This window comes from Kitasatospora sp. NPDC094015 (assembly GCF_040304075.1).
GTDB lineage: Bacteria > Actinomycetota > Actinomycetes > Streptomycetales > Streptomycetaceae > Kitasatospora.
Window position 1 is genome coordinate 78,846 of record NZ_JBEOUL010000019.1, and the last position, 18,051, is coordinate 96,896.

The following is an 18,051-nucleotide window of genomic DNA, read 5'->3' on the forward strand; positions in this document are numbered from 1 at the left end:
CGGTGCAGCGCATCCGTCTCCGCTACACCAAGCGCGGCCGTCTGCGCTTCACCAGCCACCGGGACTTCCAGCGGGCCTTCGAGCGCGCGCTGCGCCGCTCCGCCGTCCCGATGGCGTACTCCGCGGGCTTCACCCCGCACCCCAAGGTCTCGTACGCCAACGCGGCCCCCACCGGGGTGGCCAGCGAGGCCGAGTACCTGGAGATCGGCCTCGCCGAGGCCCGTGACCCGGAGCAACTGCGCGCCCAGCTGGACGAGTCGCTGCCGGCCGGCCTGGACGTGATCGAGGCCGTCGAGGTGCGCACGCCCAACTTCGTGGAGCGCCTGGAGGCCTCCGAGTGGCAGCTGAAACTCGACGGCGTGCCGCACGAGGAGGCCGGCCGCGCGGTCGGCGTGTTCCTGGCCGCGGAGGCGGTCGAAGTGCAGCGGCAGACCAAGAACGGCGTGCGCGTTTTCGACGCGCGCGGTGCCGTCGCGTCGCTGGAGGTTATTCCGGCCCAGGTCGGGAATGGTAACGACACCGGTACGGACGGTACCGGTGATGTTCGGACTGCCGGTCCCTGTGCGATACTGCGGCTGGTAGTACGACACGCCACACCCGCCGTACGACCCGACGACGTTTTGTCCGGTCTCCGTGCGACGGCCGACCTCGCGCCGCCGGTCCCCGCTGAGGTGACCAGGCTGGCGCAGGGGCCGCTCGACGAGGGGACCGGCACGGTGACCGACCCGCTGGCGCTCGACCGCGCAGCGGCCACGGACGGCCAGTAGAGGCCTCCTGGCTGCGCGCATCCGCGTCCGCCGAGTGGGCGGGAGCCCCGGTCCGGAGCAACTCCGGGCCTGCGGCTCCACGGGCCCCGCGGCTCCCCAGGGGAGCGAGCGCCGTCGCACATGAAGGCCAGCCCTTGCGGCCTGCCGACCCGGATGGTCGGTGGGCCCGAGGACCCTTCCTCCGCCCCGCAACCGGGCCGGAGGGTCCGCCTGGCAGCCAACCAGGTCGGGTCCGGAGTGGCCCGGACAACTGAGAACACTGGCCAAGACCAGAAGACTTTCGACACCCCGCACCGTGCGGGGCGCCGAGCGAGACTACGAGCCCCTGTGCGGCCTCGCGTCCGCGCGGCGGCGCCGTGGGAGTCGGTCCGCGATCATCGCGACCGACCGGAACCCCGGTGACCGGCCGTGCTCGGATGCGGAGCCCGGGGGCCTGACGGGAGATCCACCCGCATGCTCGAGAACACCGAACCGCAGTCCGCTGCGGAACCGGCCGACCACGATGCCGACGGCGTTTCCGCCGCCGCACCCCGCCGCCGCCGTCGGGCGGTCTCCCGCCCCGCCGGGGCGCCGCAGGGCGCTGCCGCGGAGTCCGCCGAGACCGTGCTGCCGGCCGATGCCCCCACCGCCGAGGCGCCCGCCGCCCCGGTCGAGGCCGAGGCCCCGGCCGAGAAGCCGGTCCGGGCCCGCCGCACCCGCAAGCGCGTCGAGTCCCCGGCCGGTGCGCCGGAGGCCGCCGCCGTCGTGGTGACCGAACCCGAGACGCCGGCCGCCACCGAGGCGCCCACCGCCGAGGCCGAGCCGGCCGCCGAGAAGCCCGTCCGGGCCCGCCGGACCCGCAAGCGGGCCGAGGCGCCGGTCCAGACCCCTGCCGCCGAGCCGGCCGCCGTGGAGCCCCCGGCCGCCGCCGAGGAGCCCGCCGCCGCCGAGCCGGTCGCCGAGGAGGCCCCGGCCCGCCGCCCGCGCCGCCGTCGCGTGGTCGAGTCGGCCCCCGTCGTGGTCGAGGAGACCCCCGCCGAGCCGGCCGCCGCCGAGGCGCCGGTCGAGGAGCCCGAGGAGGAGACCGAGGCGCCCGCCGAGGCCGCCGCCCCGGTCGTCGAGGCGCCCGCCGAGGCCGAGCCGCCGCAGCGGGTCCGCCGCCGCGCCGTGCGCCCGTCCACCGCGATCTTCCAGGCCCCGGTCTTCCAGGAGCCCGCCGCGTTCGCGCCCACCCAGGCCGCCGAGCCGGCTGCCGCTGCCGCCGAGCAGCCGGTCAAGGCCGCGCCGGTCAAGGCCGCGCCCGTGAAGGCCGCTCCGGTGAAGGCCGGAAAGGCCGCCGCGGCCGCCGTCGCGGAGGCCGCCGAGGACGAGTTCGAGTACAGCGGCGTCGGCCGCCGGCGCCGGGTCCGCACCTCGGTGCGGGTCCGCCCGGAGAGCCGCCCGCAGGCGGAGCCCAAGGCGCAGGAGACCCGCGCGCAGGAGACCCGGAAGCCCGTCGAGGCCCGGGTGCCCGCCGAGACCCGCGCCCCGCAGGCCGAGCCGGCCGCGGTCGAGGCGCCCGTGGAGGCGCCCGCCGCCGGTCCGGAGACCGACACCGAGTGGGACGAGGACGGTCGCCCGTCGCGTCGCCGCCGCCGGGGCGGCCGTCGCCGCCGCCGCGGTGAGAGCGACGAGCCCGAGGCCGACACCGAGACCACGGTGACCGCCGAGCAGGCCGAGGACCAGCCCGTCGAGGACGACGAGGACGAGGACGACGACCTGGCCGCCGGCCTGTCCTCCTCGCGCCGCCGCCGTCGCCGTCGTCGCCGCAGCGGCGAGGGTGGCGCCGACCCGGCCGCCGAGACCACCGAGGACGGCGTCCGCACGGTGGTGAAGGTGCGCGAGCCGCGCCGCCGCTCCACCGAGCCGGCCTTCGACCCGGACGAGGTGCAGTCCATCAAGGGCTCCACCCGCCTGGAGGCGAAGAAGCAGCGCCGCCGCGAGGGCCGCGAGCTCGGCCGCCGCCGGGTGCCGATCATCACCGAGGCCGAGTTCCTGGCCCGCCGGGAGTCGGTCGAGCGGGTGATGGTGGTCCGCCAGAACGGCGCCCGCACCCAGATCGGCGTCCTGGAGGACGGTGTGCTGGTCGAGCACTACGTCAACAAGGAGCAGGCCACCTCGTACGTCGGCAACGTCTACCTGGGCAAGGTCCAGAACGTGCTGCCGTCGATGGAGGCCGCGTTCGTCGACATCGGCAAGGGCCGCAACGCGGTGCTGTACGCCGGTGAGGTCAACTTCGGCGCCATGGGCCACGGCGGTCCGCGCCGGATCGAGTCGGTGCTCAAGTCGGGCCAGTCCGTGCTGGTGCAGGTCTCCAAGGACCCGATCGGCCACAAGGGCGCCCGCCTGACCAGCCAGATCTCGCTGCCCGGCCGCTACCTGGTCTACGTGCCCGAGGGCTCGATGACCGGCATCAGCCGCAAGCTCCCCGAGAACGAGCGGGCCCGGCTCAAGCAGATCCTCAAGAAGATCGTCCCGGACGACGCGGGCGTGATCGTGCGCACCGCCGCCGAGGGCGCCAGCGAGGACGAGCTGACCCGTGACGTGCAGCGCCTGCAGGCGCAGTGGGAGGAGATCCAGAAGAAGGCCGCCACCGGCAACGCCCCGGCGCTGCTCTACGGCGAGCCGGACATGACCGTCCGGGTCGTCCGCGACATCTTCAACGAGGACTTCAGCAAGGTCATCGTCAGCGGTGCCGAGGCGTGGAACACCATCCACGAGTACGTCGGCGGCGTGGCCCCCGACCTCGCGGACCGGCTCCAGCGCTGGACCTCGGACGTCGACGTGTTCGCCACCTACCGGATCGACGAGCAGCTGATGAAGGCGCTGGACCGCAAGGTCTGGCTGCCCAGCGGCGGTTCGCTGGTGATCGACCGGACCGAGGCGATGGTCGTGGTCGACGTCAACACCGGCAAGTTCGTCGGGCAGGGCGGCAACCTCGAGGAGACCGTCACCCGCAACAACATCGAGGCGGCCGAGGAGATCGTGCGCCAGCTGCGGCTGCGCGACCTCGGCGGCATCATCGTGATCGACTTCATCGACATGGTGCTCGAGTCCAACCGCGACCTGGTGCTCCGCCGCCTGCTGGAGTGCCTGGGCCGGGACCGCACCAAGCACCAGGTGGCCGAGGTCACCTCGCTCGGCCTGGTCCAGATGACCCGCAAGCGGGTCGGCCAGGGCCTGCTGGAGTCCTTCTCGGAGTCCTGCGTCCACTGCAACGGGCGCGGCGTCATCGTCCACATGGACCAGCCGCACAGCCACGGTGGTGGCGGCGGTGGCCAGACCGGCACGGCCGGCGAGTCCGCGGGCGGGAGCAAGCGCCGGCGCCGGGGCAAGGGCGGCGCCGGGCAGCACGAGCCGGAGGCGCTGGAGAGCGACGAGACCGAGGCCGAGGCCGAGGAGACCTTCGAGTTCGTCGAGCCCGAGGCCGGCGAGCAGCTGGAGATCGCGGTCGAGGAGCCGGCGGCGCCGGTCGAGGCCGAGGCTCCGGCCGCCCAGCCGAGCCTGGTCGAGATCCCGGCCGCCGCGCCGGCCGCCGGCCGCACCCGCCGCCGCGCGGTGCGAAAGGCGACGGCTCCGGCCGGTGCCCCGGGCGAGGCCGAGATCGTGGTGCTGCAGGCCCGTGCGGACGCCGTGGTCGAGGCCGCGCTGTCGGCCGCGGCCGACCAGCGCCAGGACGAGGAGCCGGTGACCGAGCAGGTCGTCGAGGCGGCCGTCGAGGCGGCCCCGCAGGCCGAGGTCGTCGAGGTCGTGGAGGTCGTCGAGACCCCCGAGGCCGAGGCCGCCGAGGCCGAGGCGCCCGTCGAGGAGGCCGAGGAGGCCCCGGCACCCAAGAAGCGGGCGCCGCGCAAGGCGGCCGCGAAGAAGACCACGGCGACGGCGGCCAAGAAGACCGCCGCGGCGAAGAAGACCACCGCCCGCAAGACCGCCACCAAGCGGACCAGCGCGGCGGCCAAGAAGGCCGCGGCCGCCGAAGGTGATACGGCGTCCGAGTAAGCCCCGGGTGCCGGCCGGGCCGACCCTGCGGGGTGGGCCCGGCCGGCACCGGGTAGGGCCCGGTTTGCCCCTTGGGCGGCCGGTCCGTATTCTTGACCCTTGGCGTGTTTAGCGCCGCGCTCCCGAGCAGATCACCTCCCGGGCTCAGTCCTTCTGGCCCGGGGGAGGCCCCTGTGTCCGTACCCAGGTGGCTGGCATCGGCGAGTTCCGACCGAGTACAGAAAGCAGGTACCGCATGTACGCGATCGTTCGCGCAGGCGGCCGCCAGCACAAGGTCGCCGTCGGCGACGTGCTGGAGATTGACCGTATTGAGGCCAAGCCGGGTGACTCGGTCGAGCTCTCGACCATCCTCATCGTCGACGGTGAAGCTGTCACCTCCGACCCGTGGGTGCTCGCCGGCGTGAAGGCTCACGCCGAGGTCGTGGACCAGACCAAGGGTGAGAAGATCGTCATCCTGCGCTACAAGAACAAGACCGGCTACCGTCGCCGCCAGGGTCACCGTCAGCAGCACACCGCTGTGCGGATCACCAGCATCGACTCCGTCAGCAAGTAAGGGGATAGCGAGATGGCACACAAGAAGGGCGCAAGCTCTACCCGTAACGGCCGTGACTCGAACGCCCAGCGCCTCGGCGTCAAGCGCTTCGGCGGCCAGGTCGTCAGCGCCGGCGAGATCATCGTCCGCCAGCGCGGCACCCACTTCCACCCGGGTGCCGGTGTCGGCCGCGGTGGCGACGACACCCTGTTCGCGCTGACCGCCGGTGCGGTGCAGTTCGGCAACCGTCGCGGCCGCAAGGTCGTCAACATCGTGGCCGTCGAGGCCTGAGTCTGCTGACCTTGCGTCAAGACTCACAGTGAGGGTGGGCCGGGATGACCCGGTCCACCCTCCGTGTTTTACCGCAGGAACATCATTTCTTCGCACTGGAGGCACATCCCATGACCACCTTCGTGGACCGCGTCGAGCTGTACGTCGCCGCGGGTAACGGGGGCCACGGCTGCGCCTCCGTGCACCGGGAGAAGTTCAAGCCGCTCGGCGGGCCCGACGGCGGCAACGGCGGTGAGGGCGGCAGCGTCATCCTCACCGTCGACGCCAACATCACCACCCTGCTCGAGTACCACCACTCCCCGAAGCGCAAGGCCACCAACGGCAAGCCCGGCGCGGGCGGTCACCGCACCGGCGCCACCGGCGAGGACCTGGTGCTGCCCGTCCCGGACGGCACCGTGGTGCTCGACAAGCAGGGCAACGTGCTCGCCGACCTGGTCGGCCACGGCACCAGCTTCGTCGCCGCCGCCGGCGGCCGCGGCGGACTCGGCAACTCCTCGCTGGCCTCCGCCCGCCGCAAGGCCCCCGGCTTCGCCCTGCTCGGCGAGCCCGGCGAGGCCGGCGACATCGTGATGGAGCTCAAGTCCGTCGCCGACGTGGCCCTGGTCGGCTACCCGAGCGCGGGCAAGTCCTCGCTGATCTCGGTGCTCTCCGCGGCCAAGCCGAAGATCGCGGACTACCCCTTCACCACCCTGATCCCCAACCTCGGCGTGGTGACCGCCGGCGAGAACGTCTACACCATCGCGGACGTCCCCGGCCTGATCCCCGGCGCCAGCCAGGGCCGCGGTCTGGGCCTGGAGTTCCTGCGGCACGTCGAGCGCTGCGAGGTGCTGGTGCACGTGCTGGACTGCGCCACCCTGGAGCCGGGCCGCGACCCGCTCACCGACCTGGAGACCATCGAGTCCGAACTCGCCGCGTACGGCGGGCTGGAGGACCGGCCGCGACTGGTCGCGCTGAACAAGGTCGACGTGCCGGACGGCCAGGACATCGCCGACCTCACCCGGGCCTCCCTGGAGGAGCGCGGCTACCGCGTGTTCGAGGTCTCCGCGCTCGCCCACAAGGGCCTGCGCGAGCTCAACTACGCGCTGGCGCAGATCGTCATGGACGCCCGCGCGGCCAAGCCGGTGCAGGAGTCGACCCGGATCGTGCTGCGGCCGACCGCGGTGGACGACGCCGGCTTCACCATCACCGAGGAGGACGGCGCCTTCCGCATCCGCGGCATCAAGCCCGAGCGCTGGGTCCGCCAGACCGACTTCTCCAACGACGAGGCGGTCGGCTACCTCGCCGACCGGCTGGCCCGGCTCGGCGTCGAGCAGGAGCTGTGGAAGGTCGGCGCCCAGGAGGGCGACACGGTCATCATCGGCCCCGAGGACAACGCCGTGGTCTTCGACTGGGAGCCGACCATGGCCGCCGGTGCGGAGATGCTCGGCCGCCGCGGCGAGGACCACCGGATGGAGACCCAGCGGCCGGCCGTCGACCGCCGCCGGGAGCGCCAGAAGGGGCGCGACGCCGCCGAGTCCGAGTACCTCGCGTTCGAGGCGCTCTCCTCCGGCCGGCAGGCCCTCGAAGGCGACGACGAGGACTACTGAGCAAGCCGGCCAGGGGCGTTGGGGCCGACCCGACGCCCCGGGCCGCGGCCGCCGGAGCGTACGCCGGGCCGTCCGGGGGGTGGAACGGCGTGCGGCGGCGGGCGCCGGATCGCGTAGATTGCGGTCCGAGCCGAGGGCTCGATCCCGTACGACCCGGAGGGCACTGATGACCGATCGGACACTGCGGCAGGAGGTGCTGGCCGCACGGCGGATCGTCGTCAAGGTCGGCTCCTCCTCGCTCACCACCGCGGCCGGCGGTCTGGACGCCGACCGGGTGGACGCGCTGGTCGACGCCCTCGCCAAGGTGCGCAGCCGCCCGGACGCGCCCGATGTGGTGCTGGTGTCCTCCGGTGCGATCGCGGCCGGCCTCGCCCCGCTCGGGCTGGAGCGCCGCCCGAGCGACCTGGCCCGGCAGCAGGCCGCCGCCAGCGTCGGCCAGGGCCTGCTGGTGGCCCGTTACACCGCCTCGTTCGCGCGGTACGGCGTCCGGGTCGGCCAGGTGCTGCTGACCGCCGAGGACGCCAGCCGGCGCGCGCACTACCGCAACGCCTACCGCACCCTGGACCAGCTGCTGGCGATGGGCGCGATGCCGATCGTCAACGAGAACGACACCGTCGCCACCGCCGAAATCAAGTTCGGTGACAACGACCGGCTGGCCGCCCTGGTGGCCCACCTGGTCCGGGCCGACCTGCTGGTGCTGCTCTCCGACGTCGACGGACTCTACGACGGTGACCCGAGCCGCCCCGGCACCAGCCGGATCGAGCTGGTGCGCGGCCCGCACGACCTGGACGGCATCGAGATCGGCAGCGCCGGCAAGGCCGGGGTCGGCACCGGTGGCATGGTGACCAAGATCGAGGCGGCCCGGATCGCCACCGGCGCCGGCATCCCGGTGGTCCTCACGGCCGCCAGCCAGGCCGCCGACGCGCTGGCCGGCCGCCCCACCGGCACCCTGTTCGAGCGCACCGGCAACCGCAGCGCGGACCGGCTGCTCTGGCTGGAGCACGCCTCCTCCCCGCGCGGCGCGCTGCACCTGGACGCCGGCGCGGTCGAGGCGGTGGTGCACGGAGGGAAGTCGCTGCTGCCCGCCGGGGTGACGCAGGTGGACGGGGACTTCACCGCGGGTGATCCGGTCGACCTTCTTGGTGAAAACGGCCACATCGTCGGCCGCGGACTGGTCAACTTTGATGCGAGGGAGTTGCCCCGTCTGCTCGGCCGGTCCACCCGAGAACTGGCCCAGGAGCTCGGAGCCGAGTACGAGCGCGAGGTCGTCCACCGTGACGACCTGGTCGTCCTGCGCGGCTGACGGAAGGCCCCGAGGGGGAGAGGGTCAGGCGGGCCCGGCCGGGTCCGGACAGTCGTCGCCGAACAGGAGGCCGCCGGTGGGACGCAGGCTGCCGGGAGCACTGCCCGGAGAGACGGCGGGGCGGAGGCTGACCAGTATCGCGGGCGGCCGCGCGGCGGTCGACGGGCCGCAGCGCCAAGCGCCGGAGGGCGTCCGGGAGTTGCGGCCGCGCGAGGAGGACGAGCAGCCGCAGCCCGAGCAGGGCCGGCTGTGGCACGTGGTGCTCAGCGTGGCCGGCCGGGCCACCCCGCTCGGGGAGCTGCGGGCCGCGCTGGAGCGGCTCGCGCACGACCACTCGTTCTTCCTGACCGCCCGCTACGCCACCGACCACGCGGAGATCCGCTACTGGGAGGAGGCCCGCGACCTGCACGACGCGGCCGCCATCGCGCTGCGGCTGTGGGGGGAGCACAAGGGCTCGGCCAACCTGCCGCCGTGGGAGATCGTCGGCCTGGAGGTGGTCGACCGGCCGACCTACCACCAGCGGGTCGCCGAGGGCTTCGGGGATCCGCCGCCGCAGCTGGGCGGCGTGCACCCGTACTGACCGGACGGCCGGTGGGACGGTGTCTCACCGGCCGGGATGCGGGCCGGGTGCGGGGGCCGGACTCGCTACCCTTTCGGCATGAGCGACCACGCCACCACCGACAGCCCCGTCCTCGCCGCCGCGCGCCGTGCCCGGGAGGCGGCCGCCGAGCTCGCCCCAGTGCCGCGCCGGGCCAAGGACGTCGCGCTGCTGGCGATCGCGGACGCCCTGGTCGAGCGGACCGCGGAGATCACCGCGGCCAACGCCGAGGACGTCGCCAGGGCCCGCGAGGCGGGCACCGCCGAGTCGGTGGTGGACCGGCTCACCCTGACCGCGGAGCGGATCGCCGCGATCGCCTCCGACGTCCGGGACGTGGCCGGCCTGCCCGACCCGGTCGGCGAGGTGGTGCGCGGCTACACCCTGCCCAACGGCCTGGACGTGCGCCAGGTCCGGGTGCCGCTCGGCGTGGTCGGGATCATCTACGAGGCCCGCCCCAACGTGACGGTGGACGCCGCCGCGCTCTGCCTGAAGTCCGGCAACGCCGTGCTGCTGCGCGGCTCGGCCTCCGCCTACCGCTCCAACACCGCGCTGGTGGCCGTCCTGCGGGACGCCGTGGCCGGCACGGGCCTGCCCGCCGACGCCGTCCAGCTGGTCCCGGGGGAGAGCCGCGAATCGGTGCAGGAGCTGATGCGCGCCCGCGGCCTGGTCGACGTGCTGATCCCGCGCGGCGGGGCCTCGCTGATCCGCACCGTGGTGGAGGGCTCCACCGTGCCGGTGATCGAGACCGGCACCGGCAACTGCCACGTGTACGTGGACGCGGACACCGACCTGGCGATGGCCGTCGGCATCCTGCTCAACTCCAAGGCCCAGCGGGTCAGCGTCTGCAACTCCGCGGAGACCCTGCTGGTGCACCAGGACGTGGCCGAGGAGTTCCTGCCGCTCGCGCTGGCGGCGCTCGCCGGGGCAGGCGTGACGGTGCACGGCGACGAGGCGGTGCTCAAGGCCGCCGAGGGGACGGCGGCCACGGTGGTGCCGGCCACCGAGGAGGACTGGGAGACCGAGTACCTCTCGCTCGACCTGGCGGCCGCCGTGGTGCCCTCGCTGGACGCCGCGGTCGCGCACATCCGCCGCTGGTCCTCCGGCCACACCGAGGCGATCGTCACCACCTCGCAGGCGGCCGCCCGCCGGTTCACCCAGCTGGTGGACGCCACCACGGTGGCCGTCAACGCCTCCACCCGGTTCACCGACGGCGGTGAGTTCGGCTTCGGCGCGGAGATCGGCATCTCCACCCAGAAGCTGCACGCCCGCGGCCCGATGGGCCTGCCCGAACTGACCTCGACCAAGTACATCGTCACCGGTGACGGGCACGTGCGCGGCGAGGCGACGCAGACCGTCGGCTCCTGAACCCGGCGCGCACGGATGGTCCGGCGCGGCGGCCGGGCCACCCGTGCGACGGAGCAACTGGCGGGAGACCCAGACAAAAGGGCCGCCCGGTAATACGCTGAATCCGTGGCTGACGATGTGGGGGGTTCGCCGTACCCCGACGGCGCCGATCACGGTGGTGCGGACGACGAGTTCGCCACCGTGGTCTTCGACGAGGCGTTCGTCCGGTCCGCCGCGGTCCACGAGCCGAGCGCGCTGGAGCGGCAGCTGGCCGCCGCCGAGGCGCGGTTCGAGCCGGACGCGGTCGGCACCGGCCGGGGCTACGAGTTGACGACCTCCGGGGAGGGCGTGCCGCTGGAGCTGCGCCCGCACCCGCGCGGTCTCGACGACGACCGGCACTTCCCGGACCCGTGGTCCGGCCTGGACCGCTCCCGGCGGCGCTCCCGCCGGGGCCGTCCGGCCCGGTACGGGCGGCCCGGCTCGGGCCGCGGCCGCGACGTCGCGCAGCAGCGCTGGCACCGGCCGGTGGCCTGGGTGCTGGCGGTGGTGATGGGGCTCGGAGTGGTGGCCGTCGCGGTCGCCGCGATCTACCGGGGCACCGGTGGCGCCGGGGAGTCCCCGCGCCGGCCGGAGAGCGGCAGCAGCACGGGTGCGGCGGTCGACCGGGCGCCGGCGGTGGCGGGCCTGCCCTCCGGCTGACCCCGTCGGCCGGAAGTTGCGCCCATCCCCTCGTACCGGGCGGGGCCCGCGTCTACCCTGGTGGTATGGGTGACCCGCGCGAGCCTCCCGAGGGTGCCCCCGAGGGCGGTTCCGGAAACGAGGACGAGTTCCGATCCGTGGTCTTCGACGAATCGTTCGTGCGGGCTGCCCGGATCCAGGAGCTCTCCGCCCAGGAGCGGCTGGACGGTGACCACCCCCGGGCCACCCGTTCCAGGATCGGTTTCGGTGCGCTCGGCTCGCTGCCCCGCCAGGCCGTCGCCCTGCTGCTGGTGGTGGTGCTGGCGTTCGCCGCCGCGGTGTACTTCGGGGTGAGTTCCCCGCACCGCCCGGGTACGGTCCCCAGCGGCGCCCAGTTGACCTCCAGCACGGTGGCGCTCGCCCCGCCCGGCCCGGTCGCCGCGGTCACCGACCCGGCGCAGCCGTTCGCCGGGCTCGCCGCGGGTTACGCCGACGGCGCCGCCGGTCTCGGACTGCCCGCCGCGGCCGCCACCGCGCACTTCACCCGGGGCGAGGTGGCCCGGGCGCTGGAGACCGCGCAGCGCTACCTCACGGCGTCCGCGCTCGCGCCGGCCACCGTGGCGCAGTCGGAGACCGGCCAGGCGCGCGCCCTGGTGACGGCGGGGGAGCAGACCCAGTACGACGAGAGCGTGGCCACGCCGAGGGACGACCAGCGGCACGCCGCCACCGGCTGGCTGGTGCGCTTCGATCCCGGGAAGGTGGCGCTGGCCTCGCCGACCGTGAAGGTGGCCGGCACGGTCACCGTCGACGAGGTGGACAGCGGGACCCTCGACCTGGTCGCCGACCACACGCTGGTGTACGCGGTACGGCCGGCCGGGACGGCGGACGCGCCGGCCAGCCTGTTCTCGGTCCGCCGGGAGCTGCGCCTGGAGTTCGAGCACGGCGACATCGGCACTGGCCGGCTGCGGATCGTGAACGCCGTGGTCCAGGCCGGGCCGACCGCCTGCGGCACCGACACCTCGGCCTACCTGCAGCCGCTGCTGGCGGGGGCGGCGGCCGGTGCGGCACCGGTCAGCCCGGCCGACCACAGCCGGCCCGCCTGGCAGCTGTGCGGGGTGCTCGGCCCGCTGACCGGCTGAGGCCGGACGGGGCCGAGCACTCCCGCAGCGGGCGTCAGCCGGTGCTCTTGGCACCCTCCGCCGAGCCGTCCGTCGAGCCGTCCGCAGACCCGTTCGCCGAGCCGTCACCGCCGGCCCGGGCGCCCGCGAAGGTGTCCCGCAGCTTGCCGCCCACCGTGCCGACCCCGCCGGCCACGTCCCGCAGCAGGCCCATCAGCGGGTCCTTGCTCTCCTTGACCGACTGCGAGTACGAGTCGGCCGCGGCCTTCCACTGCGCGCCGACCGAGGAGTCCCGGTCGTCGCCCCGGCGCGGGTAGGCACCGGCCAGGATCGAGCGGTACTCCTCGCTCTCCGCCCACTTCTTCAGCTTGGCCACCCGGACCACCGCGAACGGGTGGGTCTGCGGCAGCACCTGGAGCAGCTTGAGCACGCCGTCGCGCAGGTCGCCGGCCCGGTCGTACTCCTCGGCCTGCTCCAGGAAGGCGTCCACGTTCATCTCGGCGAGGTTGTGGCCGCCGGCGAGCTTCATCAGGCCGCGCATCGAGGCCTGCAGGTCCTGGCCGGCCAGCAGGCCGGCCCGGTCGCAGGACAGCTCGGCCTTGCGGAACCACTCCTTGAGCGCGGTGATGACCGCGGTGATGGCCAGGTTGCCCAGCGGTATCCAGGCGATCCGGGCGGCGATGTTGGTGAGGATCAGCAGCATCGTCCGGTAGACCGCGTGGCCGGACATCGCGTGCCCGACCTCGTGGCCGATCACCGCCCGCAGCTCCTCCTCGTCGAGCAGCTCGACCAGGCCGCTGGTCACCACGATGATCGGGGTGTCCATGCCGATGCACATGGCGTTGACCGCCGGGTCCTGCGTCACGTACAGGTCCGGGACCTGCTCCAGGTCCAGCGCGTACGCCGCGTCCCGGACCATGTCGTACAGCTCGGGGAACTGGCGCTCGGAGGTCCGCACCGCGGTGGCCAGGAACATCAGCCGGACGCTGCGCTCGGACACCAGCCCGGCGAGCTTCTTCAGCACCTCGTCGAAGCCGCTGAGCTTGCGCAGGGCCACCAGGGCCGAGCGGTCCGCCGGGTGCTCCCAGGCCCGGGTGGAGATCTCGGGGAAGCGCTGGCGGCGCCGGCTCGGCGCGGTCTCCTTGGTCAGATCGGACATGCTGTGAGTACCTCCCTGGTCGATGCCGGCACCGGCTCCCCGGCCGGCCCCCGCTGCTGATGGCTCCAACGTCCGTGGGCCCGCACTCGTCCCCGGGCCGCCGCCGCAGGTCGCGGGTGGGGGGCCTGCCGGGGTGCGGCCGTAAGCCGGACTACCCTGGCAGGGCAGGCCCCGGTGACCGGTCCGGGCCGCCCAGCAGCACCGAGGAGCACCCCGATGTCCCCTGCCACCCTGGCCCACCTGGCCGGACCGATCTCGACCGAGTCCGGGCCGGGCCTGTTCCTGCGGATCATCGTGGTCGCGTCCTTCGTCGGCGTCGGACTGCTGGCCTGGCTGCTGGTGCGGGCCGGCCGCAACAACTGAGCCGGCCGCAACAACTGGGCACGAGGGGCCGGCGACCGGCCCGTTGACCGGGCGTCGGCTGACGGCCCGTCCGGCGGTGCTCCGCCCCTCCCCTGGGACGCGGTGGGCCGCCGCGCGGTTGCGGGGGCGCCCCCCGTACGATGAGCGCGCAGGCCGAGCCGGCCCGCACCCCTGGTCCGTCACCGAGCCGAGAAGGTCCTGCCGACCATGAGCCACGCCGCACTGTCCGCCCTCACCCAGCTCGCCGAGTCCGAGGGCGGCAACCACGACAGCCTCAACCCGTACCTGACCGGTGGCAGTGCGCTGTTCATCCTGCTGCTGCTGCTCTTCGTGACCACCCGCTTCAACCGCGACCGCTGACCCCACGCGGGTACCGGGGCTCCCGCGGGGCCCCGGCGCCCCGCACGTACCCCGCCGCAATCGGGGTCGCGTAAGGTGTGGCGCCATGAGAGAGCAGGCCCCGGCCGCGCGCGGCGTGGCGAAGAGGCGACTCGGCGTGATGGGCGGCACCTTCGACCCGATCCACCACGGCCACCTGGTCGCCGCCAGCGAGGTGGCGAGCGCGTTCCACCTCGACGAGGTGATCTTCGTGCCGACCGGGCAGCCGTGGCAGAAGGACGACAGCAGCGTCTCGCCCGCCGAGGACCGCTACCTGATGACGGTTATCGCCACCGCGGAGAACCCGCAGTTCTCGGTCAGCCGGATCGACATGGACCGCGACGGCCCGACGTACACCGTGGACACCCTGCGCGACCTGCGCGCGCTGCACCCGGACGCCGAGCTGTTCTTCATCACCGGCGCCGACGCCCTCGCCCAGATCCTGTCCTGGCGGGACTCCGAGGAGCTCTTCGAGCTGGCCCACTTCATCGGCTGCACCAGGCCCGGGCACACGCTCTCCGACGCGGGCCTCCCGGTCGGTCGGGTCTCCCTGGTCGAGGTCCCCGCGCTGGCCATCTCCTCCACCGACTGCCGGCTGCGGGTCGCCAAGGGCGAACCGGTCTGGTACCTGGTGCCCGACGGCGTGGTCCGTTACATCGACAAGCGGGCGCTCTACGCGCCGGCCCAGCCTTGATCCCGGGAGGGGCGGCGTGACCGGATCGGCAGACCGCGGCGGCCAGGACGACGAGGCCTGGTACCCGTACCAGCAGCAGCCCTACCAGGAGCCGTACCCGCAGTACCCCCAGGAGCCGCAGCAGGGGTACTACCAGCAGCAGCACCCCTACCAGCAGGGCCAGCAGCAGCACGGCCGGCACCAGGGGCAGCAGCAGGGCCAGCAGCACGGCCAGGACCCGTACGGGCAGCAGCAGGGGTACCCGTCGGCGCCGGAGCAGCCGCAGTACCAGCAGGGGTACTACCAGCAGCCGTCGTACCAGCCGTCCTACGACCCGTACGGTCAGCAGCAGGGGTACGGGCAGCAGGCCCCGTACGACCCGTACGGCCAGGACCCGTACGCGCAGTCGCCGCAGCAGCTCCAGCAGCCGGTGCAGCCCGTCCAGCCGCTCCGGCAGCCGCGGCCTGCGCAGCAGCAGGGCCAGCAGCAGGCCCAGCAGCAGGGCGGGCAGCCGGTGCAGGCGGCCCAGCAGGCGCCCGTCCAGCAGGCCCCGGCGGCCGCCGCGCCGCCGCGCCCCCGGCCGGCCCCGCCCGCCGCCCCGGCGGCCACCGGGCCCGAGCAGCCCTCCGAGCAGGTCGGCGGCCGACGCACCCCCAAGGCCCCCAAGGACGATTACGCCACCGGCGAGTTCACCTTCGTGGACGAGCAGGCGGAGGAGTCCGAGGACGTCATCGACTGGCTGAAGTTCGCCGAGTCCCGCAGCGAGGTCCGGGCCGAGCGCCGCCGGCGCCTGCGCAACCGGCTGATCGCCCTGCTGGCGGTGCTCGCCGTCGCGGGCGCGGCGGTGCTCGGCTACCTGTGGTGGGCCGGGAAGCTCGGCGGCGCCGACGACGCCGCCGCGGCGGCCGGCGACCGCCAGGTCAACGTGGTGCACCTGCGCGACCTGCAGGGCAAGGTCTCCACGGCGCTGCTGGTGAACGACCCGGCCGGCCGCAAGGGCTCCGTGCTGATGCTGCCGGACACCCTGAAGCTGCCCAGCAGCGGGGACACCGGCACCACCACCGTCGGGCAGGCGCTGGACGCCGTCGGCGCCTCCGGCACCCGGGAGGGGCTCAGCACCGTGCTGGGCGCCCCGGTGGCCGGCACCTGGCGGCTGGACACCCCGTACCTGGAACTGCTGGTGGCGCAGCTGGGCGGGGTCCGGGTGGACGCCGACGTCGACGTGCGCGAGGACAACAAGCCCGACGGCAAGGTGCTGGCCACGGCCGGCAAGGGCGTCCTGCTGAGCGGCAAGGCCTCGGTGGCCTACGCCACCTACCAGGCGCCGACGGAGGGCCGGGACGCCCAGCTGGCCCGGTTCGGCAAGGTGCTGGACGCGGTGCTGCGCACCATGCCGATCGCGCTGGCCGACGCGACCGACGACGTGCACCGGATGAACGCGGTGCTGGACCCGTCGCTGCCGGAGAAGCAGCTCGGCGGGGTGCTCGCGCTGCTGGCCGGCCAGGCCAAGGACGGGCACCTCACCGACAGCACGCTCAAGGTGAAGCCGGACGGCACGCTGGACGAGGCCACCGCGGGCCAGCAGGTCAAGGAGATCCTCGGCGGCACGGTGAAGGCCGGTGCGGTGACCGGGGGCGACGCCACCTCGCGGGTGTCGGTGGTGAACGCCTCGGGCAGCGACCCGAACGCCGCCGCCGCCGGGATCCAGGCCGTGAACGCCGGACTCGAGCTGGTGCCCAGCACCGCGAAGGCACCGGCCCAGGCGACCACCGAGATCCGCTACACGGACGACGCCAAGGCCGCCGACGGCAAGGCCCTGGCCGGTGCGCTCGGGCTGCCCGAGACCGTGCTGAAGAAGGTCACCGACGCGCAGAACGCGGACCTGGTGGTGGTCCTCGGCAAGGACTACCAGCCGCCGAAGGCGCAGTAACCGCCGCTCGCACGCCGCCGGCAGGCGGCTCGTACACGGCTCGTACACAGCCGTATCCCGGGGCCCGGATCACGCGATCCGGGCCCCGGTCCGTTCGTGAGATCCTGGAAGGCGATATTGCCACCGAGCGGGAAGTACAACGTGACCGTCACCGACCACAGCCAGCAGCTCCTCGACGTCGCCGCCCAGGCGGCGGCCGACAAGCTCGCCCACGACATCATCGCCTTCGACGTCAGCGAGGTGCTGTCGATCACCGACGCCTTCCTGATCGCGTCGGCCGCCAACGACCGGCAGGTCCGCGCGATCGCCGAGGAGATCGAGGACCAGCTGCGCGAGCAGCTCGGGGTCAAGCCCGTCCGCCGCGAGGGCGAGCGCGAGGGCCGCTGGATCCTGCTCGACTACCTGGACATCGTGGTGCACGTCCAGCACTCCGAGGAGCGCTCCTTCTACTCCCTCGACCGGCTCTGGAAGGACTGCCCCGAGGTCCCGCTGCCGGCCGACGCGCTGGCCACCCGCAACCGGCCCGAGAACGCCGTCACGGACGCCGCGGGCAACGCCGTCTCCGGGGACGAGAGCTGAGCCGCGCCGCGCGGGGGCCGCGCATCGTCTTCTGGCGGCACGGCCAGACCTCCTGGAACCTGGAGTCCCGGTTCCAGGGCAGCACCGACATCCCGCTGACCGAGCAGGGCCTGGAGCAGGCCCGGCGCGCGGCCAGGCTGCTCGCGGGGCTGCGGCCCGACCTGCTGATCTCCTCCGACCTCCAGCGCGCCCGGGACACCGCGGCCGAGCTGGCCAAGGTCACCGGCCTCGCGGTGGACCACCACGAGGGCCTGCGGGAGACCTACGCGGGCGAGTGGCAGGGGCTGACCAACGCCGAGATCCGGGCCCGGTTCCCGGAGCAGTACGAGGCGTGGGCGCAGGGCGAGCCGGTCCGGCGCGGCGGCGGCGAGCTGGCGACCGAGGTCGCCGACCGCTCGGTGCCGGTGGTGCTGGACGCGATCGAGAAGCTGCCCGAGGACGGGACCCTCGTGGTGGTCAGCCACGGCGGCACCATCCGCACCATGCTCGGCCGGATGCTGGAGCTGGACGCGGTGCACTGGGAGCGTTTCGGCGGCCTCTCGAACTGCTGCTGGTCGGTCCTCGGCCAGGGCGCGCGCGGCTGGCGACTGCTCGAACACAACGCGGGCACCCTCCCGCAGCCGGTCATCGGTGACGAGACCTGACGGTGAACTAGGGGCGATTTCGCAGTTCCGGCTCTGACCAGCTAGAGTCTTCCTCGTTCGCAGCGAGGAACGCAGACCGACAGGAAAGCGGGAA

The 18,051-nt window shown here is 74.0% G+C and carries 17 protein-coding genes; 16 read left to right on the forward strand and 1 reads right to left on the reverse strand.

Annotated features, from left to right (window positions below; all coding sequences use genetic code 11):
* Positions 1-2 precede the first annotated feature (2 nt).
* The 10 genes from ABT014_RS22260 (at position 3) to ABT014_RS22305 (ending at position 12,252) form a co-directional block, all read left to right on the forward strand.
* Positions 3-767 carry a TIGR03936 family radical SAM-associated protein gene (locus ABT014_RS22260; protein WP_350640754.1) on the forward strand — a complete coding sequence of 255 codons (765 nt, stop codon included), beginning with the start codon at positions 3-5 and terminating at the stop codon, positions 765-767.
* 453 nt (positions 768-1,220) lie between these two features.
* Positions 1,221-4,781 (forward strand): Rne/Rng family ribonuclease, encoded by a 3,561-nt coding sequence (locus ABT014_RS22265; RefSeq protein ID WP_350640755.1) that lies wholly within the window; start codon positions 1,221-1,223, stop codon positions 4,779-4,781.
* A 235-nt stretch (positions 4,782-5,016) separates the two neighbouring features.
* Positions 5,017-5,334: a 50S ribosomal protein L21 gene (rplU, locus tag ABT014_RS22270; RefSeq protein WP_350640756.1), complete on the forward strand. Its 318-nt coding sequence runs from the start codon at positions 5,017-5,019 to the stop codon at positions 5,332-5,334.
* Positions 5,335-5,346: 12 nt separating this feature from the next.
* The gene (gene rpmA / locus ABT014_RS22275) at positions 5,347-5,604 is read left to right on the forward strand and encodes a 50S ribosomal protein L27 (RefSeq protein ID WP_030233756.1); all 258 of its coding nucleotides are present in this window, start codon (positions 5,347-5,349) and stop codon (positions 5,602-5,604) included.
* Between the two features lie 110 nt (positions 5,605-5,714).
* Entirely contained in the window at positions 5,715-7,190 is a 1,476-nt protein-coding gene (gene obgE, locus ABT014_RS22280) for a GTPase ObgE (RefSeq protein WP_350640757.1), read from the forward strand.
* Between the two features lie 166 nt (positions 7,191-7,356).
* Positions 7,357-8,493: a glutamate 5-kinase gene (proB, locus tag ABT014_RS22285; protein ID WP_350640758.1), complete on the forward strand. Its 1,137-nt coding sequence runs from the start codon at positions 7,357-7,359 to the stop codon at positions 8,491-8,493.
* A gap of 76 nt (positions 8,494-8,569) precedes the next feature.
* A complete protein-coding gene (locus ABT014_RS22290) occupies positions 8,570-9,073 on the forward strand; it encodes a DUF8830 family protein (protein WP_350640759.1) in 504 nt (167 codons plus the stop codon).
* Positions 9,074-9,151: 78 nt separating this feature from the next.
* Positions 9,152-10,456, forward strand: a complete 1,305-nt coding sequence (locus ABT014_RS22295) for a glutamate-5-semialdehyde dehydrogenase (protein WP_350640760.1) — start codon at positions 9,152-9,154, stop codon at positions 10,454-10,456.
* A 105-nt stretch (positions 10,457-10,561) separates the two neighbouring features.
* Positions 10,562-11,134 (forward strand): SCO2584 family spore wall biosynthesis protein, encoded by a 573-nt coding sequence (locus ABT014_RS22300; RefSeq protein ID WP_350640761.1) that lies wholly within the window; start codon positions 10,562-10,564, stop codon positions 11,132-11,134.
* Between the two features lie 65 nt (positions 11,135-11,199).
* Positions 11,200-12,252 carry an SCO2583 family membrane protein gene (locus ABT014_RS22305; RefSeq protein WP_350640762.1) on the forward strand — a complete coding sequence of 351 codons (1,053 nt, stop codon included), beginning with the start codon at positions 11,200-11,202 and terminating at the stop codon, positions 12,250-12,252.
* Between the two features lie 34 nt (positions 12,253-12,286).
* Here ABT014_RS22305 and ABT014_RS22310 read toward each other — a convergent pair whose 3' ends face one another.
* The gene (locus ABT014_RS22310; RefSeq protein ID WP_350640763.1) at positions 12,287-13,390 is read right to left on the reverse strand and encodes a M48 family metallopeptidase; all 1,104 of its coding nucleotides are present in this window, start codon (positions 13,388-13,390) and stop codon (positions 12,287-12,289) included.
* 216 nt (positions 13,391-13,606) lie between these two features.
* On the opposite strand from ABT014_RS22310, the gene ABT014_RS22315 reads away from it, so the two are divergent.
* From ABT014_RS22315 to ABT014_RS22340, 6 genes are all read left to right on the forward strand, one after another.
* Positions 13,607-13,753: a hypothetical protein gene (locus tag ABT014_RS22315; protein WP_350640764.1), complete on the forward strand. Its 147-nt coding sequence runs from the start codon at positions 13,607-13,609 to the stop codon at positions 13,751-13,753.
* 207 nt (positions 13,754-13,960) lie between these two features.
* Positions 13,961-14,113, forward strand: a complete 153-nt coding sequence (locus ABT014_RS22320) for a hypothetical protein (protein ID WP_350640765.1) — start codon at positions 13,961-13,963, stop codon at positions 14,111-14,113.
* An 85-nt stretch (positions 14,114-14,198) separates the two neighbouring features.
* A complete protein-coding gene (gene nadD, locus ABT014_RS22325; RefSeq protein WP_350640766.1) occupies positions 14,199-14,825 on the forward strand; it encodes a nicotinate-nucleotide adenylyltransferase in 627 nt (208 codons plus the stop codon).
* 16 nt (positions 14,826-14,841) lie between these two features.
* Positions 14,842-16,734: an LCP family protein gene (locus ABT014_RS22330; protein ID WP_350640767.1), complete on the forward strand. Its 1,893-nt coding sequence runs from the start codon at positions 14,842-14,844 to the stop codon at positions 16,732-16,734.
* Positions 16,735-16,875: 141 nt separating this feature from the next.
* Positions 16,876-17,313, forward strand: coding sequence for a ribosome silencing factor (gene rsfS, locus ABT014_RS22335; protein WP_350640768.1), 438 nt, complete (start codon positions 16,876-16,878; stop codon positions 17,311-17,313).
* Positions 17,310-17,957 (forward strand): histidine phosphatase family protein, encoded by a 648-nt coding sequence (locus ABT014_RS22340; RefSeq protein ID WP_350640807.1) that lies wholly within the window; start codon positions 17,310-17,312, stop codon positions 17,955-17,957. Before rsfS ends, ABT014_RS22340 begins: the two co-directional genes overlap by 4 nt.
* The last annotated feature ends 94 nt before the right edge of the window (positions 17,958-18,051 follow it).